Origin of the sequence: Nostoc sp. 'Peltigera membranacea cyanobiont' 232, assembly GCF_002245985.1 — a bacterium.
GTDB lineage: Bacteria > Cyanobacteriota > Cyanobacteriia > Cyanobacteriales > Nostocaceae > Nostoc.
Genome location: NZ_NOLK01000034.1, coordinates 1 through 23,358, shown reverse-complemented (window position 1 = coordinate 23,358; position 23,358 = coordinate 1). Strand labels below are relative to the sequence as shown.

At 39.8% G+C, this 23,358-nt stretch carries 21 protein-coding genes; 10 read left to right on the top strand and 11 right to left on the bottom strand.

What is annotated here, in order from left to right:
• The gene (modA, locus tag CDG79_RS13955; protein ID WP_094342646.1) at positions 1-795 is read left to right on the top strand and encodes a molybdate ABC transporter substrate-binding protein; all 795 of its coding nucleotides are present in this window, start codon (positions 1-3) and stop codon (positions 793-795) included.
• 440 nt (positions 796-1,235) lie between these two features.
• On the opposite strand, the gene CDG79_RS13950 is transcribed toward modA, so the two are convergent.
• The 4 genes from CDG79_RS13950 to CDG79_RS13935 all read right to left on the bottom strand — a co-directional run bounded on the left by CDG79_RS13950 (position 1,236) and on the right by CDG79_RS13935 (position 3,432).
• On the bottom strand, positions 1,236-1,793 hold the full coding sequence (locus tag CDG79_RS13950; RefSeq protein ID WP_094329424.1) for a peroxiredoxin: 558 nt from the start codon (positions 1,791-1,793) through the stop codon (positions 1,236-1,238).
• A gap of 57 nt (positions 1,794-1,850) precedes the next feature.
• A complete protein-coding gene (gene sipA, locus CDG79_RS13945; RefSeq protein WP_094329425.1) occupies positions 1,851-2,093 on the bottom strand; it encodes a regulatory protein SipA in 243 nt (80 codons plus the stop codon).
• 234 nt (positions 2,094-2,327) lie between these two features.
• Positions 2,328-2,849, bottom strand: coding sequence for a ubiquinone biosynthesis protein COQ4 (locus tag CDG79_RS13940; protein ID WP_223278143.1), 522 nt, complete (start codon positions 2,847-2,849; stop codon positions 2,328-2,330).
• Positions 2,850-2,913: 64 nt separating this feature from the next.
• Positions 2,914-3,432 (bottom strand): Spy/CpxP family protein refolding chaperone, encoded by a 519-nt coding sequence (locus tag CDG79_RS13935; protein WP_094342645.1) that lies wholly within the window; start codon positions 3,430-3,432, stop codon positions 2,914-2,916.
• A gap of 365 nt (positions 3,433-3,797) precedes the next feature.
• Between CDG79_RS13935 and CDG79_RS13930 the strand changes: the two genes are divergently transcribed.
• Positions 3,798-5,063 carry a sensor histidine kinase gene (locus CDG79_RS13930; RefSeq protein WP_094342644.1) on the top strand — a complete coding sequence of 422 codons (1,266 nt, stop codon included), beginning with the start codon at positions 3,798-3,800 and terminating at the stop codon, positions 5,061-5,063.
• Entirely contained in the window at positions 5,063-5,725 is a 663-nt protein-coding gene (locus CDG79_RS13925; protein ID WP_094342643.1) for a response regulator, read from the top strand. Before CDG79_RS13930 ends, CDG79_RS13925 begins: the two co-directional genes overlap by 1 nt.
• Before the next feature lie 272 nt (positions 5,726-5,997).
• Here CDG79_RS13925 and CDG79_RS13920 read toward each other — a convergent pair whose 3' ends face one another.
• Positions 5,998-6,423 carry a nucleoside deaminase gene (locus CDG79_RS13920; protein ID WP_094342676.1) on the bottom strand — a complete coding sequence of 142 codons (426 nt, stop codon included), beginning with the start codon at positions 6,421-6,423 and terminating at the stop codon, positions 5,998-6,000.
• 88 nt (positions 6,424-6,511) lie between these two features.
• On the opposite strand from CDG79_RS13920, the gene CDG79_RS13915 reads away from it, so the two are divergent.
• Both CDG79_RS13915 and fghA read left to right on the top strand, forming a co-directional pair.
• The gene (locus CDG79_RS13915; protein WP_094342642.1) at positions 6,512-7,303 is read left to right on the top strand and encodes an ion transporter; all 792 of its coding nucleotides are present in this window, start codon (positions 6,512-6,514) and stop codon (positions 7,301-7,303) included.
• A gap of 64 nt (positions 7,304-7,367) precedes the next feature.
• Complete coding sequence (gene fghA, locus CDG79_RS13910) at positions 7,368-8,225, top strand: S-formylglutathione hydrolase (protein WP_094342641.1); 858 nt, start codon at positions 7,368-7,370, stop codon at positions 8,223-8,225.
• 101 nt (positions 8,226-8,326) lie between these two features.
• Here the strand turns inward: fghA and CDG79_RS13905 are convergent, their stop codons facing one another.
• From CDG79_RS13905 to CDG79_RS13895, 3 genes are all read right to left on the bottom strand, one after another.
• Entirely contained in the window at positions 8,327-9,478 is a 1,152-nt protein-coding gene (locus tag CDG79_RS13905) for an endo-1,4-beta-xylanase (protein ID WP_094342640.1), read from the bottom strand.
• A gap of 106 nt (positions 9,479-9,584) precedes the next feature.
• On the bottom strand, positions 9,585-9,950 hold the full coding sequence (locus tag CDG79_RS13900) for a Lin0512 family protein (RefSeq protein ID WP_189524991.1): 366 nt from the start codon (positions 9,948-9,950) through the stop codon (positions 9,585-9,587).
• 188 nt (positions 9,951-10,138) lie between these two features.
• Positions 10,139-10,507 (bottom strand): Crp/Fnr family transcriptional regulator, encoded by a 369-nt coding sequence (locus CDG79_RS13895; RefSeq protein WP_094342675.1) that lies wholly within the window; start codon positions 10,505-10,507, stop codon positions 10,139-10,141.
• A 304-nt stretch (positions 10,508-10,811) separates the two neighbouring features.
• Here CDG79_RS13895 and ileS point away from each other — a divergent pair, with 304 nt between their 5' ends.
• Both ileS and CDG79_RS13885 read left to right on the top strand, forming a co-directional pair.
• Complete coding sequence (gene ileS, locus CDG79_RS13890; RefSeq protein ID WP_094342638.1) at positions 10,812-13,688, top strand: isoleucine--tRNA ligase; 2,877 nt, start codon at positions 10,812-10,814, stop codon at positions 13,686-13,688.
• A 367-nt stretch (positions 13,689-14,055) separates the two neighbouring features.
• Complete coding sequence (locus CDG79_RS13885; protein WP_094342637.1) at positions 14,056-15,201, top strand: histidine decarboxylase; 1,146 nt, start codon at positions 14,056-14,058, stop codon at positions 15,199-15,201.
• Between the two features lie 66 nt (positions 15,202-15,267).
• On the opposite strand, the gene CDG79_RS13880 is transcribed toward CDG79_RS13885, so the two are convergent.
• Together CDG79_RS13880 and CDG79_RS13875 are read right to left on the bottom strand one after the other, a co-directional pair.
• Entirely contained in the window at positions 15,268-18,651 is a 3,384-nt protein-coding gene (locus CDG79_RS13880; protein WP_094342636.1) for an EAL domain-containing protein, read from the bottom strand.
• Between the two features lie 233 nt (positions 18,652-18,884).
• Positions 18,885-19,769 carry a ParA family protein gene (locus CDG79_RS13875; RefSeq protein ID WP_094342635.1) on the bottom strand — a complete coding sequence of 295 codons (885 nt, stop codon included), beginning with the start codon at positions 19,767-19,769 and terminating at the stop codon, positions 18,885-18,887.
• A 589-nt stretch (positions 19,770-20,358) separates the two neighbouring features.
• On the opposite strand from CDG79_RS13875, the gene CDG79_RS13870 reads away from it, so the two are divergent.
• Both CDG79_RS13870 and CDG79_RS13865 read left to right on the top strand, forming a co-directional pair.
• Positions 20,359-21,786, top strand: a complete 1,428-nt coding sequence (locus CDG79_RS13870) for a site-specific integrase (protein WP_094342634.1) — start codon at positions 20,359-20,361, stop codon at positions 21,784-21,786.
• A gap of 290 nt (positions 21,787-22,076) precedes the next feature.
• Positions 22,077-22,262, top strand: a complete 186-nt coding sequence (locus tag CDG79_RS13865) for a hypothetical protein (protein WP_094342633.1) — start codon at positions 22,077-22,079, stop codon at positions 22,260-22,262.
• A gap of 309 nt (positions 22,263-22,571) precedes the next feature.
• Here the strand turns inward: CDG79_RS13865 and CDG79_RS13860 are convergent, their stop codons facing one another.
• Positions 22,572-22,766 (bottom strand): hypothetical protein, encoded by a 195-nt coding sequence (locus CDG79_RS13860; protein WP_094342632.1) that lies wholly within the window; start codon positions 22,764-22,766, stop codon positions 22,572-22,574.
• A gap of 124 nt (positions 22,767-22,890) precedes the next feature.
• Here CDG79_RS13860 and CDG79_RS13855 point away from each other — a divergent pair.
• Positions 22,891-23,358: hypothetical protein (locus tag CDG79_RS13855; RefSeq protein ID WP_223278142.1), on the top strand; the 468-nt coding region annotated here is incomplete at its 3' end.

The following is a 23,358-nucleotide window of genomic DNA, read 5'->3' as shown; positions in this document are numbered from 1 at the left end:
ATGAAAAGAAGACAAATTCTTGGTTTCCTGGGTGTAGCAGTTGCTGGCTTGTTCTTGGCAATCGGTTTACCGTTAGTTACTCCTTCTCCTGTAATAGCACAGTCAAACACCACTATCCTCGTGTCCGCAGCCGCCAGCTTAAAAGAGGCACTAGAAGAAATTAAGCCTTTGTACCAACAAAGTAAATCAGATGTCAACATTAATTATAATTTTGGGGCTTCTGGTGCTTTGCAGCAACAGATTGAACAAGGTGCGCCAGCCGACATCTTTATTTCTGCCGGCAAAAAACAAGTGGATGCCTTAGAAGAAAAAGGACTTTTGGTACCAGGTAGCCGGACTAACCTGGCAAATAACCGTTTAGTCTTGATTGTGGCTCAGGATGTTGTTGGCATTAATAGCTTCTACAATTTAACAGATAGTAAGATTAAAAAAATTGCGATCGGTGAACCCAGAAGTGTACCCGCCGGTCAATATGGGGAGCAAGTATTAAAGAAATTGAAACTTTACGATCGGGTAAAGTCCAAATTGGTTTTTGCTAACAATGTGCGTCAAGTTTTAGCAGCAGTAGAAAGTGGTAACGCCGAAGCTGGTTTAGTTTACGCCACTGATGCCAAAATCTCCAATAAGGTAAAAGTTGTAGTCGCTGCTGACGATAAGTTTCACTCACCAATTGTCTATCCAATGGCAGTAATTAAAAGCAGTAAAAATATTCCCGCAGCCAAAGAATTTATCCAGTTTTTATCTGACAGTCAAGCGAAGGATGTACTCAAAAAATATGGGTTTATTATACGTTGAAGAACAAGGGGCTTAAGCCCCTTGTCTTAATTGAGGTCTAAGAGGATGAATGAACAAGTATTTCGCTGTGATTTTAGGTACTCAGCGATCCCCCCTAACCCCCCTTAAAAAGGGGGAAGAATCAAATTCCCCCTTATTAAGGGGAGCCACTGCGGTCTTCTCCCAAAGGGAGAGGCTAACCCCGCATTTCTCACAAGCTTGAAATGCAGAGGGGCAGAGAGGCAGAGGGGCAGAGGGGAAAGAACTTGTACAAATCTCTCCCCTGCTCCCCTGCTCCCCTGCTCCCCTGCACAAGGTTTTGAGAGATGTGGTGAGAAATCCGGGTAACGCCTTCGCGGAGCGTCTCGTAGAGAAGGGGTCTCCCCAAGTGAAGCAAGTGGCGTGGATTTAGGGGGATCTAGAACGTTTTAATACCTACAATAGGACTTTTCAAACATCCTCTAAGAAGCTGTGGATTGCAACTTTTCTAATCGTGCCAGCACTTCTGAACTGTGAATGTTTGGGTTGACTTTGACAAAGGTCTCGCGCAAGATGCCTTGAGGATCGATGATAAAACTATGGCGGCTCGATAAGAAACCGAGCCACGAACCATAAGCTTTGCTCACTGAACCATCGGTGTCAGCCAATAGTGGGAATTTTAGTCCCTCTGAATCACAAAATTTGGCATGAGAATCAATGTCATCAGCACTTACGCCAATAATTTGGGTATTTTTATCAAGGTATTGAGGTAAGTCTTGCTGAAAACGACGAGCTTCTATGGTGCAACCAGAGGTGAAGTCTTTAGGGTAAAAGTAGAGGACTAGCCACTTACCGCGCAAGTCAGAGAGGGAAATTTTGCCATCACCTGTGTTAGTTGGCAAAGTAAACTCTGGTGCGGGTTGATTAATTGTAGGAAGTTTACCACCAAGAGCATCAGCAACAGGGGTAAAGTTCAGCCAGCTGATGACAGAAATACAGCTGGCAAATAATATGTTTAAAAAAGTGCGGCGGGAAATCATGGTGTAAACCAGAATCACAACTTTACACAAGTTTACAATTCTTGGTTGCAGCAAATCTCACTTAGAGTCAGATTTGGGAGGGTTATCTGTGCTTTCGATGTATTGGCTATCTAGCAGAAAGGCTCCCCTGGTGAACCGAATACCCCAATATCCACCGGGACGGCGGTCAATCACTATACCCTCTTCACCAATGCGAATAACATCAGGGGGGCGCAGCATGGGCATAGGTTCAGCTGTTTTGACGTAGGGCGGTAGTGCCACAACCCGCACTTTACTACCAATTGCGAATTCTTGAGACATCTTAATCAAGCTAGGAGTTTTGATTAACTCATAACTCATAACTATCTTGAAAGTCTAGTAAATGGGGAATTGGGCAGATGTGGTTCAATAAATCACTTTTAAACCGCAGAGGCACGGAGAGCGCAGAGAGGAAAGCAGAGATTTTAGAAGTTACTTTGAAAGAACTAATCCTAAAAAAGGGAAAGGGAAAGGGGATGAAATTTTCCCCTTTCCGCATCTTCTGCAAGAAGTCTATTAATTTTTGACTGTGGAAAATAATGACTGGACATCAGTCAAGGGTAAGTGCCACAGTAATTCTGGTTGCCAAGTATCTGGGTCAAGGTGGGAGTTACAACCGCGTTGATATGCTTGCCAGAGTCTGTCCCAGCTAAATTGTTGTTGAGAATTTAGGTTTTTATGGATGACTCGCAACAGTCCTAGCCCCAGCATCAAGTTACTTGTGCTAAATTTTGTTCCTAATAAAAATGCTTGTACTTCTACTTCACCAATCAAGTCAGCACCATAGCCTGTAAGGACGTGAATCCCATCATGGAGTTGTTTCCGACGGCTACCAGTGGTAAAAGGTTGTAGATTGTGTTCATTGAGGAAATTCGCCCAAGTTCTGCCAAAAGTGCCAGTAGGGAGAAAACGCAATCTCTCTATTTCCACAATTTGGGGAACATCTCGTCCTTGTGCTACGGCGACGCGATCGATTAAATCTAAAACCTGTTGCAGGCGAGGAGTAGGATTTGGAGAAGCAGCAAAGGGTTGCATCATAATCTATCTTGGGATGAGATGGGCAGCACTGCCCATCCCAGAATTATTATTTTTTGAAAGATTATTATTGAGGATTGCTTTGTTGACGGCGAGAAGGAGCATTTTGACGGAATTGCTCTATTTTCTGGCGCTGTTCGGGGGTTAAGACTGCTTGAATCTGTTGTTTCTCAGACTCCCGAATTTGTCGCATTTGGGTTTTCTGTGCTTCACTCAGATTTAAATCAGCAAAATTACCTTTTTTGCGACCATGATGCTGACCTGGTTGCCCTTGACCTGTTTGCCCCTGAGCCTTACGCGCTTGCCGTTCAGCCTGATGCGCTTGTTTCGCCGCTTCTAATTTTGCCTTTTGTTCTGGGGTCAAAACTGCTTCAAATTTGGTGCGGCTATCGCGGCGAATTGTCTGAATTTGGGTTTTTTGGGCATCTGTTAGATTTAAGTCTTTCCAAGGGCCCCTTTCTTTTTGTGGAGTTTGTGCCAGTAACAAGGGTGAAGGAGAGGCTGTTTGAGCGTCAACAGCAAAGGAGGTTGCAGTTAAAGTTAGAGCGATCGCTCCAGCGACTAGCGATAATACTTTGAGTTTCATTACTTATCCTGTGGGTTTTTCCTGGTTGGTTGTCACCATCATAAGAACTTATCTTTAGTAGTTACATGAGGAGAAGGTCATGGTTTTACCCATGACTTTAGTCATGATTGAATTTTGACAAATTTGATTGACAATAAATAGTTAGGAGGTGGGAGTTAGGAGTTAAAAGTTATAAATGATGAATATTTTTATGATGATTGATTTATAAATCTTTATTTAGCTTATTGCATAATGTTTTTATCCCCTGCATTTACTATTAATTACTCACTTGGCGAAAATTTTAAACTGCCGAAGTAACCGTTAAAAGAGTTAGGATTTATAACTCCAAACTCTTAACTCATTCATTAACTGGAGCAAAATGACTGATGAATAGTCAATTTAAAATTAACAAGCATCCTTTTCCATCTCTACTTTATCTGGAGTGGATACTACTGGCGATCACTGCATTAACAGCAGTGATCCCACCTCCGTTACGGCGATTTCATCCCAAACCTCCAGAGCTATCAATTTGTGGTACATTTCCCGACTTATCAGTTTGCAATCTATTGCCAGAACTGTCAATTTATAGTCTGGTTATTTTTGCATTAATGGGCTTAATATTACCTACCAAGAGCAAGACATCTAAAATAATATACACGGCGATTGAAATTTTATTAATTTTAACTACTGGATTATTTGGTGAAAGATTTGCTCGTCTTTTCCCCTTTCTGTACATAATTTTAGTTACTCGCAGCTGCCTAATATTTAACTTACCTGGACGTTTATTTGTTACCTCCCTATCCTTTACGTTATTTCTATTTACGACACAGTTAAAATATCAACTATTCAATTTACAAGCATCTCCACAAGCACAAGAAAAATTCAGATTTCTTAGCTTGAATTGGTCGCTAGTATTTGGCTTAAGTTTGGTTTTTGTGTTGTTGATGATGAATGCAGTGTTATCTGAACGCCACAGCCGAGAAAAGCTAGCGATCGCTAACGAAAAACTCCGCGAATATGCTATGCGAATTGAAAATCAAGCTACCTTAGAAGAACGTAACCGCATTGCTCGTGAAATTCATGATTCATTAGGACATTCTCTAACTGCTTTAAATTTGCAATTAGAAACAGCTTTAAAACTGTGGCAATCTAACCCAGGTAAGGCTGAAACATTTCTAGCAACAGCAAAAGAATTAGGTTCCAAGGCGCTAAAAGATGTCCGCCAATCTGTTTCTACTATGCGTTACAATCCCTTACAAGAGCAGTCTTTAGATAGTGCGATCGCTAGTCTTTCAGAAAATTTTCATCGCTCTAATGGCATTTTACCAATTTGCCAAATCAACCTGGAATATTCTCTACCACCTGAAATCAATACTGCTATTTACCGGATTATTCAAGAATCTTTGACAAATATAACTAAATATGGTTATGCAACCGAGGTTAAACTGGAACTCACGACAACCAGAGGAAATTTGCGATTGATAATTCAGGATAATGGTAGAGGTTTTGATTTAGGGCAAAATACTACTGGTTTTGGACTTCATAGTATGCGCGATCGCACTTTAGCACTTGGAGGTGAGTTTAATATTAATAGCGCTCCTGGTTCTGGTTGCAAAATTACAGTTAATATTCCTTTAATGAGGTTGAGATGATGATTAAAGTATTGTTGGTAGATGACCAAAGTTTAATTCGTCAAGGATTAAGAGCGTTATTAGAATTAGAACCAGATTTAGAGATAGTCGGAGAAGCAGAAAATGGCGAACAGGCAATTAATTTGGTTGCTGAATTCCAGCCAGATGTCGTATTGCTAGATATTAGAATGCCTATTATGGATGGAGTTGCAGCCACGCAGGAGATTCAAAAACGTTTTGCAAAAACTAAAATTTTAGTCCTAACAACTTTTGATGATGATGAATATGTATCAGCAGCATTGCAAAATGGGGCAATGGGTTATTTATTGAAAGATACACCATCAGAAGAATTAGCTGTTGCTATTCGTGCTGTTTATAAAGGATATACTCAATTAGGCCCAGGTATAGTTAAAAAGCTATTAACTCAGTTTTCTAATGGTATAATCACCCAGTCACCGCCTGTGCCATCAACTTTAGCCGAACTTACTCCTAGAGAAAAAGAGGTTTTGCGGTTAATTGCTACAGGCGCTAGTAACCGAGAAATTGCTCAACAACTCTACATTTCTGAGGGTACGGTCAAAAATCATGTGACGAATATTTTAAATCGGTTAAATTTGCGCGATCGCACTCAAGCAGCGATTTGGGCAAATACATATTTATCCTATTTGAAGGAAGCAAGTTAAATAATTCGTAATTTTAATCTTTATAGGAATCATATTTGATTTTTGAAAAAATATAAGTATCAGTAGGGGAGCCAGTCGTGTGGGCGGGTTTCCCGACTTGAGCGTTAACGTCACTGGCGTTGTGTTAGACGGAACGTCGTAACGCGCCATAAGCGTTTGGGTGGTGCGTTACGCTACGCTAACGCACCCTACGCATATTTCAAAAATCAAATAAATAAATTGATAGAAATAAACCAAATTATGTTAAGAAAAATGTCGAATTAAATTACAGCCTATTTAAATAAATCCAAACATTCGTGCTTTAAAACACCTTTGGTGACTTTGATATTCCTAAATGATTTAGCAATTATCTCTTCACAAGATAGGTTAATTTGTGACTGATTTATCGAGATTAAATCTGGAATTGAAGCACCATATACAATTTCTGATAAACCACTCCAAACACAAGCAGTTGCACACATCGGACAAGGTTCGCCAGTTGTATATATGCTATAACCTTCTAAAGAAGGGTTTTTAAGTTTAGCTGTTAAACTACGAATAACATTGATTTCTGCATGGGCTGATGGATCGTTATCTCTCTTCACAGTATTATGACCTACGGCAACAACTTCGTTATCTTTAACAATCACAGCACCATAAGGTGCATCTCCTTCTTTTGCTTCTGCCAAAGCTAAACGCATAAAATATTCTGGGTTCATATAAGCTGGTGTTAACATAAGGATAATGATTAATAATATCGTATTTCTAATGCTATAACTGGGAATTAAGATTAGTTAATGGTCGAATATGTTACTGAGCAGACAAGAAACAGAATTCTACTTAACAGACCTAGAAACACCAATAGGTAAAGCGATTAATTTAACACTTGCCGCTATGGTGTTAATATCATCAGGAATTTTTGTGGCGGAAACTTATAATATCCCTGATTCTGTGCGGTTTCAATTGCATCTTGTTGATACTGCGATCGTCATCATATTCGCGGTGGAATATTCACTCCGTCTGTGGAGTGCAGAAAATAAAGTTCAGTATATTTTTAGCTTTTATTCGATTATTGACTTAATGGCGATTTTACCATTCTTTCTAGGAATGGTGGATATTAGCTTTATCCGCCTACTGCGATGGTTTCGGATTTTAAGATTAATTAGATTTATAGATAGAAAATTTTTATTCGCCAGTATCAGTACCGAAGATGGAATGATTTTTGCGCGAATATTATTTACATTATTTGCAATTGTTTTTATTTATTCTGGTTTAATTTATCAAGTAGAGCATCCAGTTAATCCTCAAAATTACGGGACATTTTTGGATGCATTCTATTTCTCTGTTGTCACAATGACAACTGTGGGATTTGGCGATGTTATTCCCATTTCTGAATTAGGGCGCTTGCTAACAGTATTGATGATTTTTACCGGAATTGCGCTGATTCCTTGGCAAGTGGGGGATTTAATTAAGCGAGTGGTAAAAACTGCTAATCAGGTAGAAACCGTTTGCTCAAATTGTGGTTTGGCTTTCCATGATGTAGATGCGGGGTTTTGTAAAAGGTGCGGAACTAAGTTACCAAGTCGGAGGGTTGATTGAAAAAGGAAATTTCACGGTAAAATAATCTTTCTTTGGCAACTGCTCAGAAAAGAGAATATAACCAATGCCTAACCTCAATCTCATTTCAGAATATAAAAGCTTTGGTGGCAAACTCGGCTTTTACAGTCATCCCTCCTCAAGCTGTAACGGTGAAATGCGCTTTGCTGTCTATCAACCACCACAAGCAACTCAAAAAACTGTGCCAATTCTCTATTTTCTCTCTGGTTTAACTTGCACGGAAGAAAATTTTATGGTTAAGGCGGGGGCGCAACGCTACGCAGCTGAGTACGGTTTGATGCTGGTTGTACCAGATACTAGCCCCCGGAATAGTGGCATTGCAGGTGAGGATGATGATTGGGACTTTGGCACAGGTGCGGGCTTTTATGTTGATGCTACAGAGGAACCGTGGCGTAAAAACTACCAAATGTATAGTTATATCGTCCAGGAATTACCTGCTTTAATTACCGCAAATTTCCCAACTAAACCCGAAAAACAAGGAATTTTCGGTCATTCAATGGGGGGACACGGGGCGCTAGTCTGTGCGATGAGAAACCCAGAACTCTATAAATCAGTATCAGCTTTTGCACCTATTACTGCACCTATGGGTTGTCCTTGGGGTCAAAAAGCTTTCAGTGGTTATCTTGGCAGCAATCAAGAAAGTTGGCGTGCTTATGATGCCAGTGAATTGGTCAAGCAAGTGGGATATCATAGTCTAATTCTCATCGATCAAGGAACTGCCGATAAATTTTTAGCTGAACAATTACTGCCAGAAGTGTTTGAACAAGCTTGTGCAGATGTTAAGCAACCCCTAAATTTGCGTTACCAAGAAGGCTATGACCACAGTTTTTATTTTATCGCCAGTTTTATTGAAGATCATATCCGCCACCATGCGATCGCTTTCGGAGTTACAGTGACTAAATAAACACCCTCTTAGCTTCAGCTTTCTAATTGCTTTTTTGTCAGTAAAGCTGATTTCGCTCAACTGATAGCTTCCATCTGACGATTTATTTAGTGAGTGGAGTCTTAAGGTGCTTGCTGAAAAGCCTGGGCTATAGCATTGCGGGCAATCTTAGGTTTTAGGTTCTCATCGAAGGGAAGCGGACGCAGAAATTTCCACAGGCTTGGATTGCCCCTATAGGTTTTCTTTGGCATCCAGTCGGGATGACGTATCCAGGTATGACGGTCGGTAATTCCCCATGTAATCACAGTATCAACTTTAGCGGCAAAGCACAGGTCAAGATATCGCTTGTAACTGTCGGCTACCATCTGGTCTAGCTTTTGGATACTATCGGGTAGTGGAGTATCAATGATAATATCTAATTCTGTAATCATTGGTTTAACTCCCAAATCGTTAAGCCGTTTTAAGACAGAACTAAATCCTTTGGCATCAAAACCATAAGCGGTAGAAAACCATAGATGTGACTGGATGCCTGCGCCGTCAATTTTAACGCCACTATTCTTCAGATACTCAACCATTTTTAAGAAACGGCTTGATTTCCATGTAGCGCCTTCGATGCCAAAATCGTTTAGGTAAAATTTCTTGGTGTTATCAACTGAAGCGGCAATTTTAAACAAGTCTCGAATTAATTCTGGTTTTACCCCTTTACGCAAACCGTAGGTAGCGTTATCAGTCTCATTTTCATTATCAGCGATAATTTCATTGGCAATATCCCAAGACTTTAAAACGGGGCTATTACGATAATGCCCCATGACTCCTTTAACATGGCGTTCCATCATCTCAAGAGTTGGGGGATAAGGAAGCCAGTCTGGTCTTCCCATGTGCCAGAAAAGGGTATGCCCATGTAATGCTATATTATTCTTCTGGCAGAAATTAGCGATCGCATCTGCTGATTCAAAGGTAAATTTTCCTGGCTGTGGTTCAGTGGCGTTCCATTTTAATTCACCATTCGGTGTCACAATCGAACACTCACGAGCAATTAGGTTAGCGTAATCTTTATCTTTCAGCAAAAATTCACTATCAACTGCTGCGCCATAACGCTTACCTTTAGCAGCAGCTACTTGCCGAAGCGGAGAATCTACATTTGTATAAGTTCCTGCAATATAATTCGTACTCTGGTCTTCTTTCTGCTTATCTTTTTGTAAAAAGCCCATAGTCAATAAGGCAGAAAGGGTTGTGTATCCTGCTCTTGTTAAAAATTTTCTCCGATAAGGCATAAATTTTACTTAATCTAAGAAACACACGAATTATTATATTACATAATCATTTCTGAGACTTTTTGAGGTTTGGTGATGATTCCCACTGTTCTATTTTTTACCTTAACTAGTCATCTTCGATCAGAACTGTAACAGCTGCGATCGCAATCAACATTTCGTCATTTTTATCATTGAGTTCGGGAATCGCCCGCCCTTGAACTATCATCCCCCCAGATTCTACGGTGAGGGTTTTTCGCCCAAATGGTAATACAGCAAGTACTTCTTCTTCTCTAACTTGTTCTGGGTATGGCACTGCTACCTGAACCTCTATAATCATTTGATTGGGGTGACTTAAACCTGCAACTTCCCAAACACCAGGTAAAGCATTGTGAGCGATCGCATTTCGTACTGCCCTAGATGCTGCTACAGTTGGTTCTTGTCCATGCTGATCTATTCCCATCCCCATCTCGATAATCAAGCGTTTACGCGTCATTGCTATCTCCAGTAAATTTTGCACCTTTCACTTTATATAAATCAGGAGTCAAAAGTCTGAATCTAGAGTTATCTGAATACTGACTTCTAACTCCCCAAGCAAGAGAATATATTTATGTCCTTCTGGGAAAGAGGTAAAATTCGTGGCAGATTCTGATTAGTTTTGGAACTTATACCGGCTGAGGTGATTTAGATCATACGCTGCAAGCGACTCAGACGCTCTGAGTAACTTTTCATCACCTGTATAGCAAACATGGGTGTTTCCTGAACAGCAAAGAGAAACCCTTCGTGATTAAGGAAAGCTAGTTTGCTATCCACCTTAGCAATGGCTCTGTAAGTTCTATTTTGCACTCCTACAAGTACCCCAACACCAAAAACTTCGCCCGTTTCAATGGTTTCTACAACCTTGCCATTGACTAATATATCTACCTCTCCTTCCAGAATGCCGTAGATTTTATCACCAGACTGTCCTTCTTCAAAGATGACTTCGCCTGCTGAAAATACTTGAGGATCGGGTTGTTTTTGAAAGATACTGACTGTTAATACAGGACTTAGCATTAGAGCAACCCCAAAATTATTGGTTTTTAGACGAAACTTTTTGATAGCTTTAGGCGAACCCAAAAAAGTATACTACTTTATGTCGATTAACTCTCAATCTTTGCAAAATTTCTGATTAATCGCCTAAAAACCTCTCCCTGGTTTGACTACACAAAACCTTCCCTCTGCGAGTTGGAGAAAAATTTGAACGAAAATTCAAGGTAGGGAGAGGTTTATTGAACTCACGTTCAAATAGGAAATTTTGGTTTCCATACCATCTTCTATAATTGATAAAACCTGCACACCTAATTCTAGGCATGAGACTGTGACCGAATCAGGAAGTTACAAAGATACTGTAAACCTACCCAAGACTAACTTTGAGATGCGGGCAAACGCCATCAAGCGTGAGCCGGAAATCCAAAAATTTTGGGAAGAAAATAAGATTTACGATCGCCTCTTTGAAAATAACCCCGGCGAATTATTTATACTGCACGATGGGCCTCCCTACGCTAATGGCTCACTCCATATTGGTCATGCCTTAAATAAAATTCTCAAAGATATTATTAACCGCTACAAAATGCTACAAGGGCGTAAAGTTCGCTACGTTCCTGGTTGGGATTGTCACGGTTTACCGATTGAGTTAAAAGTTTTGCAGAACATGAAATCAGCAGAACGGCAAAATTTAACGCCTTTACAACTGCGCCAAAAAGCGGAAGAATTTGCTTTAACTACGGTAAACGACCAGCGCAATAATTTTAAACGCTACGGTATTTGGGGTGATTGGGAAAACCCTTATCTAACTCTGAAGCCGACTTATGAAGCGGCTCAAATTGGCGTGTTTGGTCAGATGTTCTTAAAAGGCTACATCTATCGCGGTTTGAAGCCTGTTCACTGGAGTCCCAGTTCTAAAACTGCTTTGGCTGAAGCTGAGTTGGAATATCCTGAAGGGCACGTTTCCCGCAGTATCTATGCAGCTTTTGCAATTACAAGTTTGGCGGAAGCTGTAAAACCACTGTTGGCGGAATATCAGTCTGATTTGGGTGTGGCTATTTGGACAACTACACCTTGGACTATTCCGGGGAATTTGGCGGTGGCGGTGAATGCAGATTTGAACTATGCAGTGGTGGAAGTTTCCCACTCAGAGGCGCAAAATAATTTCAAATACCTCATCGTTGCTGCTGATTTAGTCGAACGTTTATCTTCAACCTTGGGAGTTGAGTTAACTGTCAAAGCCACATTTAAAGGGAATGACTTAGAACACACTACTTACCGTCATCCCCTATTTGACCGTGAAAGTCCGATTGTTGTGGGTGGCGATTACATCACAACTGAATCGGGTACTGGGTTGGTACATACTGCCCCCGGTCATGGTCAAGAAGATTACATCGTTGGTCAGCGTTACGGTTTACCTATCCTTGCACCAGTGGATGATAATGGCAATTTTACTGAAGAAGCGGGAGAATTTGCGGGGTTAAATGTGCTGGGTGATGGTAATCAGGCGGTGATTGATGCCTTAAGTGCGGCTGGTTCTTTGTTGAAGGAAGAAGCATATCCTCACAAGTATCCTTATGATTGGCGGACGAAGAAGCCGACAATTTTCCGCGCTACTGAACAGTGGTTTGCTTCCGTAGAAGGATTTAGAGAAGAAGCACTAAAAGCGATCGCCACGGTAAAATGGATTCCAGCCCAAGGTGAAAATCGCATCACGCCAATGGTGGCGGAACGTTCCGATTGGTGCATCTCTCGTCAGCGCAGTTGGGGTGTACCCATTCCCGTTTTCTACGACGAGGAAACTGGGGAAGTACTGCTGAATGAGGAAGTTATCAACCACGCCCAAAAAATTATCGCAGAAAAAGGTTCTGATGCTTGGTGGGAACTTTCGGTTGAGGAGTTATTACCCGAATCCTATCGCCAAAATGGCAAGTCTTACCGCAGAGGTACAGACACAATGGATGTATGGTTTGATTCTGGTTCATCTTGGGCATCTGTCGTCCAACAGCGTCCAGAGTTACGCTACCCTGCTGATATATATTTGGAAGGTTCCGACCAACATCGCGGTTGGTTTCAGTCAAGTTTGCTCACCAGTGTAGCAGTGAATGACATTGCACCTTACAAAACTGTCCTAACTCACGGCTTCGCTTTGGACGAACAAGGCCGGAAGATGAGTAAGTCAGAAGGAAATGTGGTTGACCCAAATACAATCATTGAAGGCGGGAAAAATCAAAAAGTAGAACCGGCTTACGGTGCAGATGTCTTGAGATTGTGGGTATCATCGGTAGACTACTCCGGCGATGTCCGCATTGGGAAAAACATCATCAAGCAGATGAATGATGTTAGAGGTAAAATTCGGAATACGGCGCGGTTTTTGCTGGGTAGCTTGGATGATTTTGACCCCGAAAAAGATACAGTTCCCTTTGAGGAATTGCCAGAACTTGACCGTTATATGCTGCATCGCATCACCGAAGTGTTTGAGGAAGTTACTGAAGCCTTTGAGAGTTTCCAATTCTTCCGCTTTTTCCAAACCGTGCAGAATTTCTGCGTGGTGGATTTATCCAACTTTTATTTAGATGTTGCCAAAGATAGGCTGTACATCAGTGCAAAGGATGCTTTCCGCCGTCGCAGTTGTCAAACGGTGCTGAAAATAGCTTTAGATAATTTAGCACGAGCGATCGCACCAGTATTATCTCACACTGCCGAAGATATCTGGCAATATCTCCCTTATAAAACACCTTACAAATCGGTGTTTGAAGCTGGTTGGGTGCAGGTTGAGGAAAAATGGCGGAATCCAGAATTGGCGCGATTTTGGGAAACACTACGACAACTCCGTACCGATGTTAATAAGGTGTTAGAACAAGCCAGGATAGAAAAACTCATTGGTTCTTCCCTGGAAGCGAAAGCCTTGATTTACATATCTGATAAACAGTTAGGCGATGCTATCAAAGCCTTTAACCCGGTTAAGGGTAACGGGATTGACCAACTGCGGTATCTATTGCTGACTTCCCAGGTGGAATTATTAGATTCTGCTGAAGGATTGCAAGGATTAAAATATACGGCGCAAACGGAAGACTGGGGAATTGGGGTAGTGAACGCAGAAGGGCAAAAATGCGATCGCTGTTGGAACTACTCCACTCATGTGGGAGAATCAACAGAACATCCCTTAATTTGCGATCGTTGCGTTGCAGCCTTAGCTGGAGAGTTCTAGTAAATATACGCTAATTCGACGAACTTCTCCCTATTTTTAACTAAATTTCAAGTCTTTCCCTCTCCAAATCGGAGAGGGATTGTTTTACGTAGTAAAACGAGGGAGAAGTTTTTTGAGTCAGCGCTTGAAATAGATATTTTCCGTGATACACATTATAGTCCTTTTGTCCAGCACGTAAGTCCTAAGGGTAATATAATTTGGAACAAAAAAATCGAGTATTTTTACTGAAGATAGCTACGTGTTTTAACTGTATCTTCTTTAAAGAAAGGGGGACTGCTAAATTATTAAGAAAATATAAAGGTATGGATTAATACGTATAATTTAGACTAAAACATCCATTAACTCAAAATTCAAGAGAGAAAAAGATATGTCAGATAAAGTTGCTAAAGAATTGGCAGATTTTTTGCTGCAAATAAAACAGCGATCGCAGTTTCATGCAGGCTACCCATATAATTTAAGTTGTGATTACAGTGCGATCGGCAAATTTTTCAATCATCTGTTAAATAATGCTGGAGATCCATATATTGAACCAGATTTTGGTCTTCATTCTCGTAAGTTTGAGCAAGAAGTATTATCTTTTTTTGCTCACCTTTATAAAATTCCAGAAAGTCAGTTTTGGGGTTATATTACTGCTGGGGGGACTGAAGGTAATTTATATGGAATATTCTTAGCAAGAGAAATCTACCCGAATGGGATTCTTTACTCATCACAAGACTCTCACTACTCAATTCCCAAAGCCGCGAAATTATTCCGCATTCAACATAACGTTGTTAATTCGCAAGCTAATGGAGAAATGAATTATGACCATTTTGAACAACTCCTTAGGGAAAATCGTAGTTATCCAGCTATCATAAATTTAAATATTGGGACTACTGTCAAAGGTGCAATTGATAACTTAGACAAAGTTCTAGAAATTTTAGATCGCAATCAGATTAAAAATTACTATATTCATTGTGATGCTGCACTTTCAGGATTAATATTACCGTTTTTAGATGGCGCTCCACAAGTTAATTTTCAAAAACCTATAGATAGTGTAGCTATTTCTGCTAAATTCATTGGTTCTCCATTACCTTGTGGTGTAGTTTTAACAAAGAAGAAATGGGTAGAAAAAGTTGAAACAGAAATTGAATATATTGGTTCAAAAGATACAACAATTCTGGGTTCTAGAAACGGTCATACTCCCCTAATTCTCTGGTATGCATTACAAACCAGAGGTTATGATGGATTAGCCAGAGAAGCAAATACTTGTATTAACAATGCCCAATACCTTTTCCAACAACTTCAAATCAGAGAATATCCATGTATGTTAAATGATTTTTCCAACACCGTAGTGTTTCAAAAGCCTTGTCAAAAGTTAATTAAAAAGTGGCAATTAGCCGTGTTTGAAAATTGGGCACATATTATAGTCATGCAGAATATTAATCGGGATAAAATCGATAATTTTATTAATGAACTTTTGCTAGAAGAAGGGTTAATTAATAATGTAGAAAAGTTTAATTTACAGACAGTCTGACACTGATATAGACTATCAATTGGAATTAATTTCCCAATTTTACAATGTGTTTATTCAAACGAGACTTTATCTATTTAAAAAGTTTTTGCAACACAAATTAGCAGCAAGTAATTTTTCTACTTCTGCACCTTCTATAGGTGGTAAGAAAAAATACCCTTGTCCATAATCACATTGTAATGCCTTCAGTTGTGCTAGCTGTTCTATAGTTTCTATGCCTTCTGCTGTTACAGACATATTTAGATTATGAGCTAATGTCACAATTGCTCTCACAATTTCTAAATTTTCTCCTTGACTACCGATGTTAGTCACAAAAGAACGGTCAATCTTAAGGGTTTTGATTGGTAGGCGGTGTAGATAACTCAAGGATGAATAACCAGTCCCAAAATCATCCATGTGCATCTCGACATTTAGCTCTGTTAACTGGGAAAGCACAGTGGTAGCTAATTCAAAATTATCCATCAACAGGGTTTCAGTAATTTCCAACTTCAAACAGCATGGCTCCAGTCCAGTTTCCTGCAAAATATGTTTAACTTGTTTAAACACATCAGCTTGCGTAATTTGTTTCCCAGAAAAATTTACGTTAATTGTCAAGGGTAGTGAGCTAGGAAATTGTTGATGCCATCTATGCATTTGCTGACAGGCTTCAAAAAGTACCCATTCCCCGATACTAACAATCATTCCAGTTTCTTCGGCCAGGGGAATAAAATCTTGAGGCGAAATAAAACCTCGTTCTGGATGATACCAACGTATCAGCGCCTCAAATCCAATAATCTTACCAGTTGTTAGTGAAATAATTGGCTGGTAATCAAGCCGAAACTCTTCTTGCTTGAGCAGCGCATTTCGCAGAGCAGTTTCTAACTCTAATAGTAAAGATGCACTCTCGTGCATCTTTTGGTCAAAGACCTCATAGCGTGCCTTACCAAGTGATTTGGCACGATACATTGCCACATCAGCATCGCGTAGAATCTGCGCTGATTGTTCATAATCTGGTTTACTTAAAGCGATGCCAATACTAGCATTAGTAAACACCAGATGCTCATTTAATTGAAATGGCAAAGCTAGGATCTTTTTAATTCGCTCGGCTACCTGTATGGCGATATTGATATCCTCAATTTCTTCAATTAAGATTGTGAACTCATCGCCGCCAAAACGGGCAACTATGTCTCTACCTCGTAGAACTGACTTTAAGCGATGAGAAATTGCAATCAAAAGTTGATTTCCCATTAGATGTCCCAAGCTATCATTGACAACTTTAAAGCGGTCTAGGTCTAAAAATAGTACGGCAAATAAATAATTACTTTGCTGTTGAGTACGTTCTATTGCTCGCTGCACTCGCTCCATAAATAATCTTTGGTTAGGTAATCCAGTTAGCTCATCATGAAGACTATTGTGTAGTAATTGCTCTTGTGCTTGTTGCCGCTTAATAATATCTTGTTGAAGTTGTTGATTTACTCTAATAAGTTCAATAGTGCGTTCTAGAACAAGTCGCTCAAGCTGATAACGATATTGGATTAATTCTTCTTCTACTAATTTTCGTTTAGTGATATCACGAACAATAACAACATACTCTCTTACTTGGGAATTAAATGGCTGCGAAATAGTTGATTCAACAATTCGTAGACATTGATTTATTCTTAAGGTTTGCTCGCTCCTAATAGACCACTGTTTTGGTTTACCCCGATAGTATCTTAATATTTTATTCAACTTTTTTCCAAGCAACTGCTCAACACTTATTTGAAATAATTCTTCAGCAGCAGCATTTGTTTGACAAATAGTACCGTTTTCATCTAAGACTAAAACAGTATCGGGAACAGTATCGAGAGTAGTAATAAATAGGTTTCTTGCTTGTTTACGTGCCTCGTCAATAGCAACAATTTGTGGTAGAGTTGTCCAGCAAGCGATCGCTACCCCAATAAAAGAAAGCGTCACTAACAAAATAGCTAGTAAAGAGTTTTGAGGATTAGTAGAAACTCTGTCTAGTAAATCGCGGATAACCCAACTACTGGTGGTAGTAATACAAATTAATGATATTAAGACAATTACCTGTAGTACCACAAAATCTGAGTTGTTTTTACTAGACCTAGTGTAGTAACGCTGTGTCCACCATTCCGGGTGTAATGGCGCAAATCTTAAGCGACTTAACGCTACATCTCCTATCATCAGAACAATGGGTAATAGTAATCCCACCGAAAAATCTCTCCAATTCCAAGCCAAACCTCCCACTATTAGAACTACTGTTTCTAGAAAGAAAAAACTAAGTGACCACCAAGGCCATAAGACTTGTGGTTCGCCTCGACACAGCCATAATCCCAGATGTAATCCCATAATGGACATGAGATAACAAGTGCCTGCGACTGTGACAAGTTGAGATACATTTCCTAAATTGAGACAAAGCAAACTGATTATAAAGGTAACTAAAATAGCAGGCGCAAGGACACCTTGATGAGAAACCAATGCAAATATGGGAGAAAGCTGTCTATCTAAGGCAAGTTGATATAGTATCCGAGGAGAGTTGGAAACTGCCGTAGCAGAACTTAGAAGGCAAGATACAGTAATCAAAAGTGTTACTAGAAAGGGGGCATATTCACCCCAAAAAGGCTTAGAAGCCGCTACTAGATTTAAGAATGTATCGTCACCTATTCTTGGATTGGGAGTCGAACACATTAATACCCAAGAACCACCTAAAAATACTGGAGGAATTAGCCAAGCAGCTACGGTCAAGAACTTTAAAGTTTTATACGGATGGTGGCTATCAGCAACAAAAGAAGAAGTGGTTTCACAAGCATAAATTGAATAGCTAGCTAGAAAAAACCACTTTGCCCATTCTTCAAAGCTCAGGGTATGTGTGCTAGTTGGGATAAGTTTAAAACTAGCAGTTGAAAAGCCTAACCATAGGACACCTTGAATAGAAAACAAAAGCAGTAATAAAATCGCTGGGAATACAAAAAATAAATGCAGGAGTGCTAAAGCACGGCTACCACTGAATGCCACAATAAAAGGAATTGCTGTAAATACAACTTTTAATAAAGTTTCTGGACAAGAAAGACCTAATGTTTCAAAATTGACTTTAATTAGGTCTGTGAGAATAATCGCATATAGTGCTGGTGCTGCTGCCCAGCTAAAAAAGTATCCCAATGCTACGTAACGACCTAAGCCAGGAAAATTTTTTAATAGCCTTTTAGTATAGTTTGGTGTCCCTCCAGCGACATCTGGCCAGCGTCTACCTAGACTTTGTACCTGCAAGTTCAATAAAAAGGAAACGATCGTACCAACAAACCAAACTAAGATTGCTTTAGACCCTAACGCTGCATGAATAATGGGAGCAGTACCAATCCATCCCACATGACCCGTTAAGCCAAAGCCCCAGGTTTCGAGATAACTCAGAGTCCGTGGTAGGCGGATTACCAAATTCTGATTTTTCTCTGCCTGTATAGAATTGTTAGTAAGCATTGTTTATTAGCGAGATTTACTGACCTTTTCACTCAATAGCCGAATCTCGCTGTATATAGCTTCCGTATAACTGCTGAACTTATAATAAAAGATAACTTACTTGTAGCAATACTATCTGATTTATGACAATTCGCACTGTCTAGATCCCCGACTTTTTTAAGGAGTCGGGGATCTAACTTTTCACGAATGATTTAGACTGCTATATTAGCCTGATTAGTTTACTGGCTAGGTCTTTATAGCTTTTGCAACAACTCCTGAGTTAACTGAAAAAACGCTTTTGAACCAGCTGATTGGGGAGCATTTAAAACAGCTGGCATAAAACTATCAACAGCCTTAGCAACATTGACATCAACAGGTATTTGTACTTTACAAATTTTCTCTACCCCGAAATCTTCCACAACGCGGTGCATCACTTGTTTATAGTATCTACCAGTGAGCAGGTTAGCGCTGGACATGCTGAATACAATTCCCAGCATTTTTATATCTATTTTGGTTTCATGTCCATGACTGTCTTTCAATTGGGCAATGCGTCTTTCTAGCAGTTGAATCCCCACTACAGACAAAGGTTCTGGTTTTGCAGGAAGGATGTAGAAATCGCTAGCAGCTAAAGCGCTACGAGTCAATAAATTATATCCAGGGGCACAATCGAGAAGAATAAAATCATATTCTTGACGGACTGGTTTTAAAATGTTATTAATCAAGACTCTTTCAAAGCGATTCCAAATCGTTTCAAAGTCCTGTTCACCTAATGCAGTTGCTTGTTGATGTAGCATTTCTGAAACAACGAATTCATCATACAAATCGATGTCTCCTGGTAATAAATCCAGTCCGGGAAGATTACAAACCTGGGATTGAATGATATCTTGAATTGTTAGTTTTGCTTGTGGATCTGGATTGATTACTTCATCGATCAGATACCTAAATGTCTTGCTTTGTTTACGACGCTTGGCAAAATCTAAAGGCGACATCAAACTGAGTGTGGCGCTAATTTGGCTATCTAAATCAAGGACAAGCACCCGCTTTCCATAATTTTTAGCTAAACAGGTAGCTAAGTTTACGGTGAGGGTGGTTTTACCAACGCCACCTTTCATATTTGCAGTCGCAATTACATATCCCATTGGTTGAGTCCTCTGTTGACGCATTCACCTCTAGGTAGCGTACACCTCTCTCGATTTATTAAATCTTCCATTAAATTTAATATTTTCGGAAACTCATTTCAGTGAGATTGCCTAAATTGTAGGCGTTGAGTAAGGGCGCACATCTGTCATTGGTGTCAACAAAAGCCTAAAAATAGCAAAACTTTCGGCGGACTCACCCGCCTGGAACTAAAGTTCAAGGTAATAGCTCAAGTCTACTTCAGTAGACTAAAGATTTTTAGGTGTATTAAGTCATCTCTTGATGACTTTTGCTATTAGCAGGGAACTGAAGTTCCTTGCGGGGCATAGCTTTTACGTTAAGTGTACACGTAGGCACAGATGTGCGCCCCGACGTTCGCGGAGCGTCCCGCAGGGATGGGATATTTTTTTACTGGAAGTCTCTAATCTCAGCCTTGGTAATGTTTTTTGATGAAATGAGCTAGTTAAATTACTATCACTTTAGTTGAAAGCTAGATAACACGCGAAATCGCGTGTTTACGTTAACATATAATGCTTGTTATTCGGTCATTTTAAAACTGGCATCCACGCTTTGAGCATAAAACGAGCATTTATGATGAATAGCGCTAAAACTGCCACTGGTAAGGCTAAGAAAGGTGAAGTATCAGTTAGGTTAGACTCTGGGAATGTTAAGGCTTGTTTCCCGCGTCCATACTTCCCAGGTGAACCGCACCAAGTGAAAAGAGGCACGGGTATCTCAAATATAGAAGGGTGGGAAGATAAGGCAAGACTGTTAAAGCGTAGGTTACAGCTAGAGGTAGAGGAAGGAAAGCTCACAAATCCAGACGGGACATTTAACGAAAATAGATTCCGTGAGATTCTTGTTGAGCAAAAACTTAGACCAAGCTTAAAAGTACTGGAGAATCCCACAACGTCAGACGGTCAACTCCCGCCTAAACCAGAGTTATCTATTCTTGAGGTCTGGGATATGTATTGTGAGTACAGGAAGCAAGGCTTAAGAGAAAGTAATTACGAAAGTAAATGGCAGGGAGCGTATAAAAATTTTCTTGAGTCAGCAATAGAGGCTACTAAGTCCCAAGATGCAATAAAAATTAGAAATTGGCTAATTGAAAACAGAAACAGTAAAGACGTTAAAGACTTATTGAGCAATCTTTCTAAAGGTTATCAATCAGGGATGAAAAATAAGCTATTGAGCCATAATCCATTTGAGGGTATGGCGGAAGAGATTACAAGTAAAGGCGCTAGACGAAAAAACCAGAATGAAGTTGACACGGAAGGAGATGACGATGCATTTAATGAACTAAAGGCTTATACATGGGATGAAGCGCAAGCAATTTTGAATTTTACTAAAACAATTTATCCTTACTGGTTTAATTTCCTTAAATTCAAATTTCTTACTGGAGTAAGGACAGGAGAAGCAGTAGGTTTAATGTGGTGCGATATTGAATGGAACAGAGAAAGAGTTTTGATTCGGAGAACATACGATAGGGAAACAAAAAAGTTTTATCCACTTAAAAACGATAAAACTTACAAGGGAGAAGAGGTAAGAAAATTTCCGATGCCTAAAGATGGTGAGTTGTGGAATCTTTTAAAGTCAACTCCACAAAGGGAATCTAACGAAATCGTTTTTAAACCTAGACACGGAAAAATAATTAATAGTATTGGTTTTTTCAATGTCTGGAAAGGAAGGAAAGCTACTGAATCTACAGCACCTACTAGAGGTATTATTCCATCATTAATTGAGCAAGGTAAACTTACCCAATATTTACCCCCATACAATACACGACATACTTTCATCACTCATGCAGTTTTTGACTTGGGTATTGATGAAAAAATAGTAAGCAAGTGGTGCGGTCATAAAGTGGAAGTATCGAACAAACATTATCAGGATGTAGCGATATTTGCTGAAAGGATTAACCCAGAAGTGCCACAGCAACAATCAGAGATTGATTTGCTTAAGCAACAGTTAGCCGAACAGCAAGAATTAATTAATCGACTGATGGAAAATAGGGATATATAGGGAAGTATCTTCCAGATTACTCTAAGTAGAGACTCCAAGAAAGTCAAAAACCTCTAGTAACAAGCATTCTAGAGGTTTTTTGTGTATGCCACCTAATACTAAAGAGCCGATCAACAACTAAAATCACACTCACCCTTGAGGCGTAAAAATACTGACAAATAATTACTATTAACCGCACCTGGTCACTTTCCCAGAAGCAAATAGTAATCAGTTCTGAGAAAGAAAATTGTTTATTTTTAGGATGCAATAGGTTTCATATCACCAGAAAGTGAAAATCTTTCACCTTTTAGTTGAAAGCTATTATTTCAAGTTATATTAGATACAAGCAAGGTGGTGCTGCGGCAACACTTGGGGGTATCGGTGTACTTGCACCTGCTGCTGGTATTGCAGTCGGCATTGGTGCGGCTCCAGTTGTTGCGGCTGGTGCAGTTGTTGGATTAGCTGCATACGGAATTAAAAAAGCGTTTGGTTGGTAGTAGCAGCATTATTGCTTAATCAGACGTTACAGGTATTTGATATTAAGAATTAAAAATCCAGTAACTAGAAAATATAGACCCCTACTAACCCTAAGTGATTGGTAGGGGTTTTCTATGATTTATGGTATTACTTCAATACTTGGTTCATTCGCGGTCTATCATACTAACCGAGATAAAACTTTTTAGCATTATTGTAAAACTATAAATTTAAGGCTAGAGTCAATTTTCTAACCCTAGCCTTAAATTTGTTATATGTATTGCTTTTCAACTATCTGTAGTTTAGACAGAACGTTAGAAATAAAGCTCTAATTACTGTTGACTTCCTTTCTTTTCATCCAGTGCTTTTTGAATAGCTTCTCTACAAAATTCAGGAGGATTGTCTTGTTGCTGTACTTCCTCTTTCATGGATTTTGTCATGCGTAAGTTCATCTTCTCGGTAAGCGGCTCCTCTCGTTCTGACTTAATTGGCTTTAAATTTTCAGGAGTTCCTTTAGGATTAGGCATTATTGAGAGATGTAAATATAGCTTTAATCTTTTGGAAGCGAAACATTAGAGCGTTTATTCGATGGGTACAGAAGCCTGAGAAACTTGTTACCCACCGATACCACTTTTAAGGAATGGCTACTCTATGTTTACACGAACAGAACTTGAAAGCAAAACTATCCAGGAGTTACGTGATTTATGCCGTCGTTATGGTTTAAAACCAACTGGTAACGCTGGATATAAAACTAGCTACGTTACTTCACTTATAGCCCTCCCTGCGATCGCACTCAATCAGATGAAGGAAGGAAGAGGAATAAAAAAGTTGAGCTTTGAGGCTTTTCAAAATATTGGTGCTGCATTGGATCAAATGAATGATCCAACCGATGAACAGGCAGCACTTATCAAGCTGACGATGGAAGAGAGGAGGCTACACGCTCCTCAGTCATGGGAACAGCAAACGCTAATCAATCTCTACAAAGCTAAACAGAATCCCCAGAGAGTAAACTGGAAACGCACATGGGAAAACAGCGCACATTTGCCAGTACATTATCAACGCCTGCTAGAAGATAATGGACATAGCGCGGGGAAGGGTAAACTCTTTCTCAGTGGGGGA

Coding starts and splice junctions, on each gene's coding strand:
- CDG79_RS13905 (WP_094342640.1), bottom strand. CDS start 9,478: ATGCCTTATCGGAGAAAATTTTTAACAAGAGCAGGATACACAACCCTT.
- fghA (WP_094342641.1), top strand. CDS start 7,368: ATGCCTAACCTCAATCTCATTTCAGAATATAAAAGCTTTGGTGGCAAA.
- CDG79_RS13950 (WP_094329424.1), bottom strand. CDS start 1,793: ATGATTTCCCGCCGCACTTTTTTAAACATATTATTTGCCAGCTGTATT.
- CDG79_RS13920 (WP_094342676.1), bottom strand. CDS start 6,423: ATGAACCCAGAATATTTTATGCGTTTAGCTTTGGCAGAAGCAAAAGAA.
- CDG79_RS13885 (WP_094342637.1), top strand. CDS start 14,056: ATGTCAGATAAAGTTGCTAAAGAATTGGCAGATTTTTTGCTGCAAATA.
- CDG79_RS13925 (WP_094342643.1), top strand. CDS start 5,063: ATGATTAAAGTATTGTTGGTAGATGACCAAAGTTTAATTCGTCAAGGA.
- modA (WP_094342646.1), top strand. CDS start 1: ATGAAAAGAAGACAAATTCTTGGTTTCCTGGGTGTAGCAGTTGCTGGC.
- CDG79_RS13875 (WP_094342635.1), bottom strand. CDS start 19,769: ATGGGATATGTAATTGCGACTGCAAATATGAAAGGTGGCGTTGGTAAA.
- sipA (WP_094329425.1), bottom strand. CDS start 2,093: ATGTCTCAAGAATTCGCAATTGGTAGTAAAGTGCGGGTTGTGGCACTA.
- CDG79_RS13860 (WP_094342632.1), bottom strand. CDS start 22,766: ATGCCTAATCCTAAAGGAACTCCTGAAAATTTAAAGCCAATTAAGTCA.
- CDG79_RS13940 (WP_223278143.1), bottom strand. CDS start 2,849: ATGATGCAACCCTTTGCTGCTTCTCCAAATCCTACTCCTCGCCTGCAA.
- CDG79_RS13935 (WP_094342645.1), bottom strand. CDS start 3,432: ATGAAACTCAAAGTATTATCGCTAGTCGCTGGAGCGATCGCTCTAACT.
- CDG79_RS13900 (WP_189524991.1), bottom strand. CDS start 9,950: ATGACGCGTAAACGCTTGATTATCGAGATGGGGATGGGAATAGATCAG.
- CDG79_RS13895 (WP_094342675.1), bottom strand. CDS start 10,507: ATGCTAAGTCCTGTATTAACAGTCAGTATCTTTCAAAAACAACCCGAT.
- CDG79_RS13870 (WP_094342634.1), top strand. CDS start 20,359: ATGATGAATAGCGCTAAAACTGCCACTGGTAAGGCTAAGAAAGGTGAA.
- CDG79_RS13915 (WP_094342642.1), top strand. CDS start 6,512: ATGTTACTGAGCAGACAAGAAACAGAATTCTACTTAACAGACCTAGAA.
- CDG79_RS13880 (WP_094342636.1), bottom strand. CDS start 18,651: ATGCTTACTAACAATTCTATACAGGCAGAGAAAAATCAGAATTTGGTA.
- CDG79_RS13930 (WP_094342644.1), top strand. CDS start 3,798: ATGAATAGTCAATTTAAAATTAACAAGCATCCTTTTCCATCTCTACTT.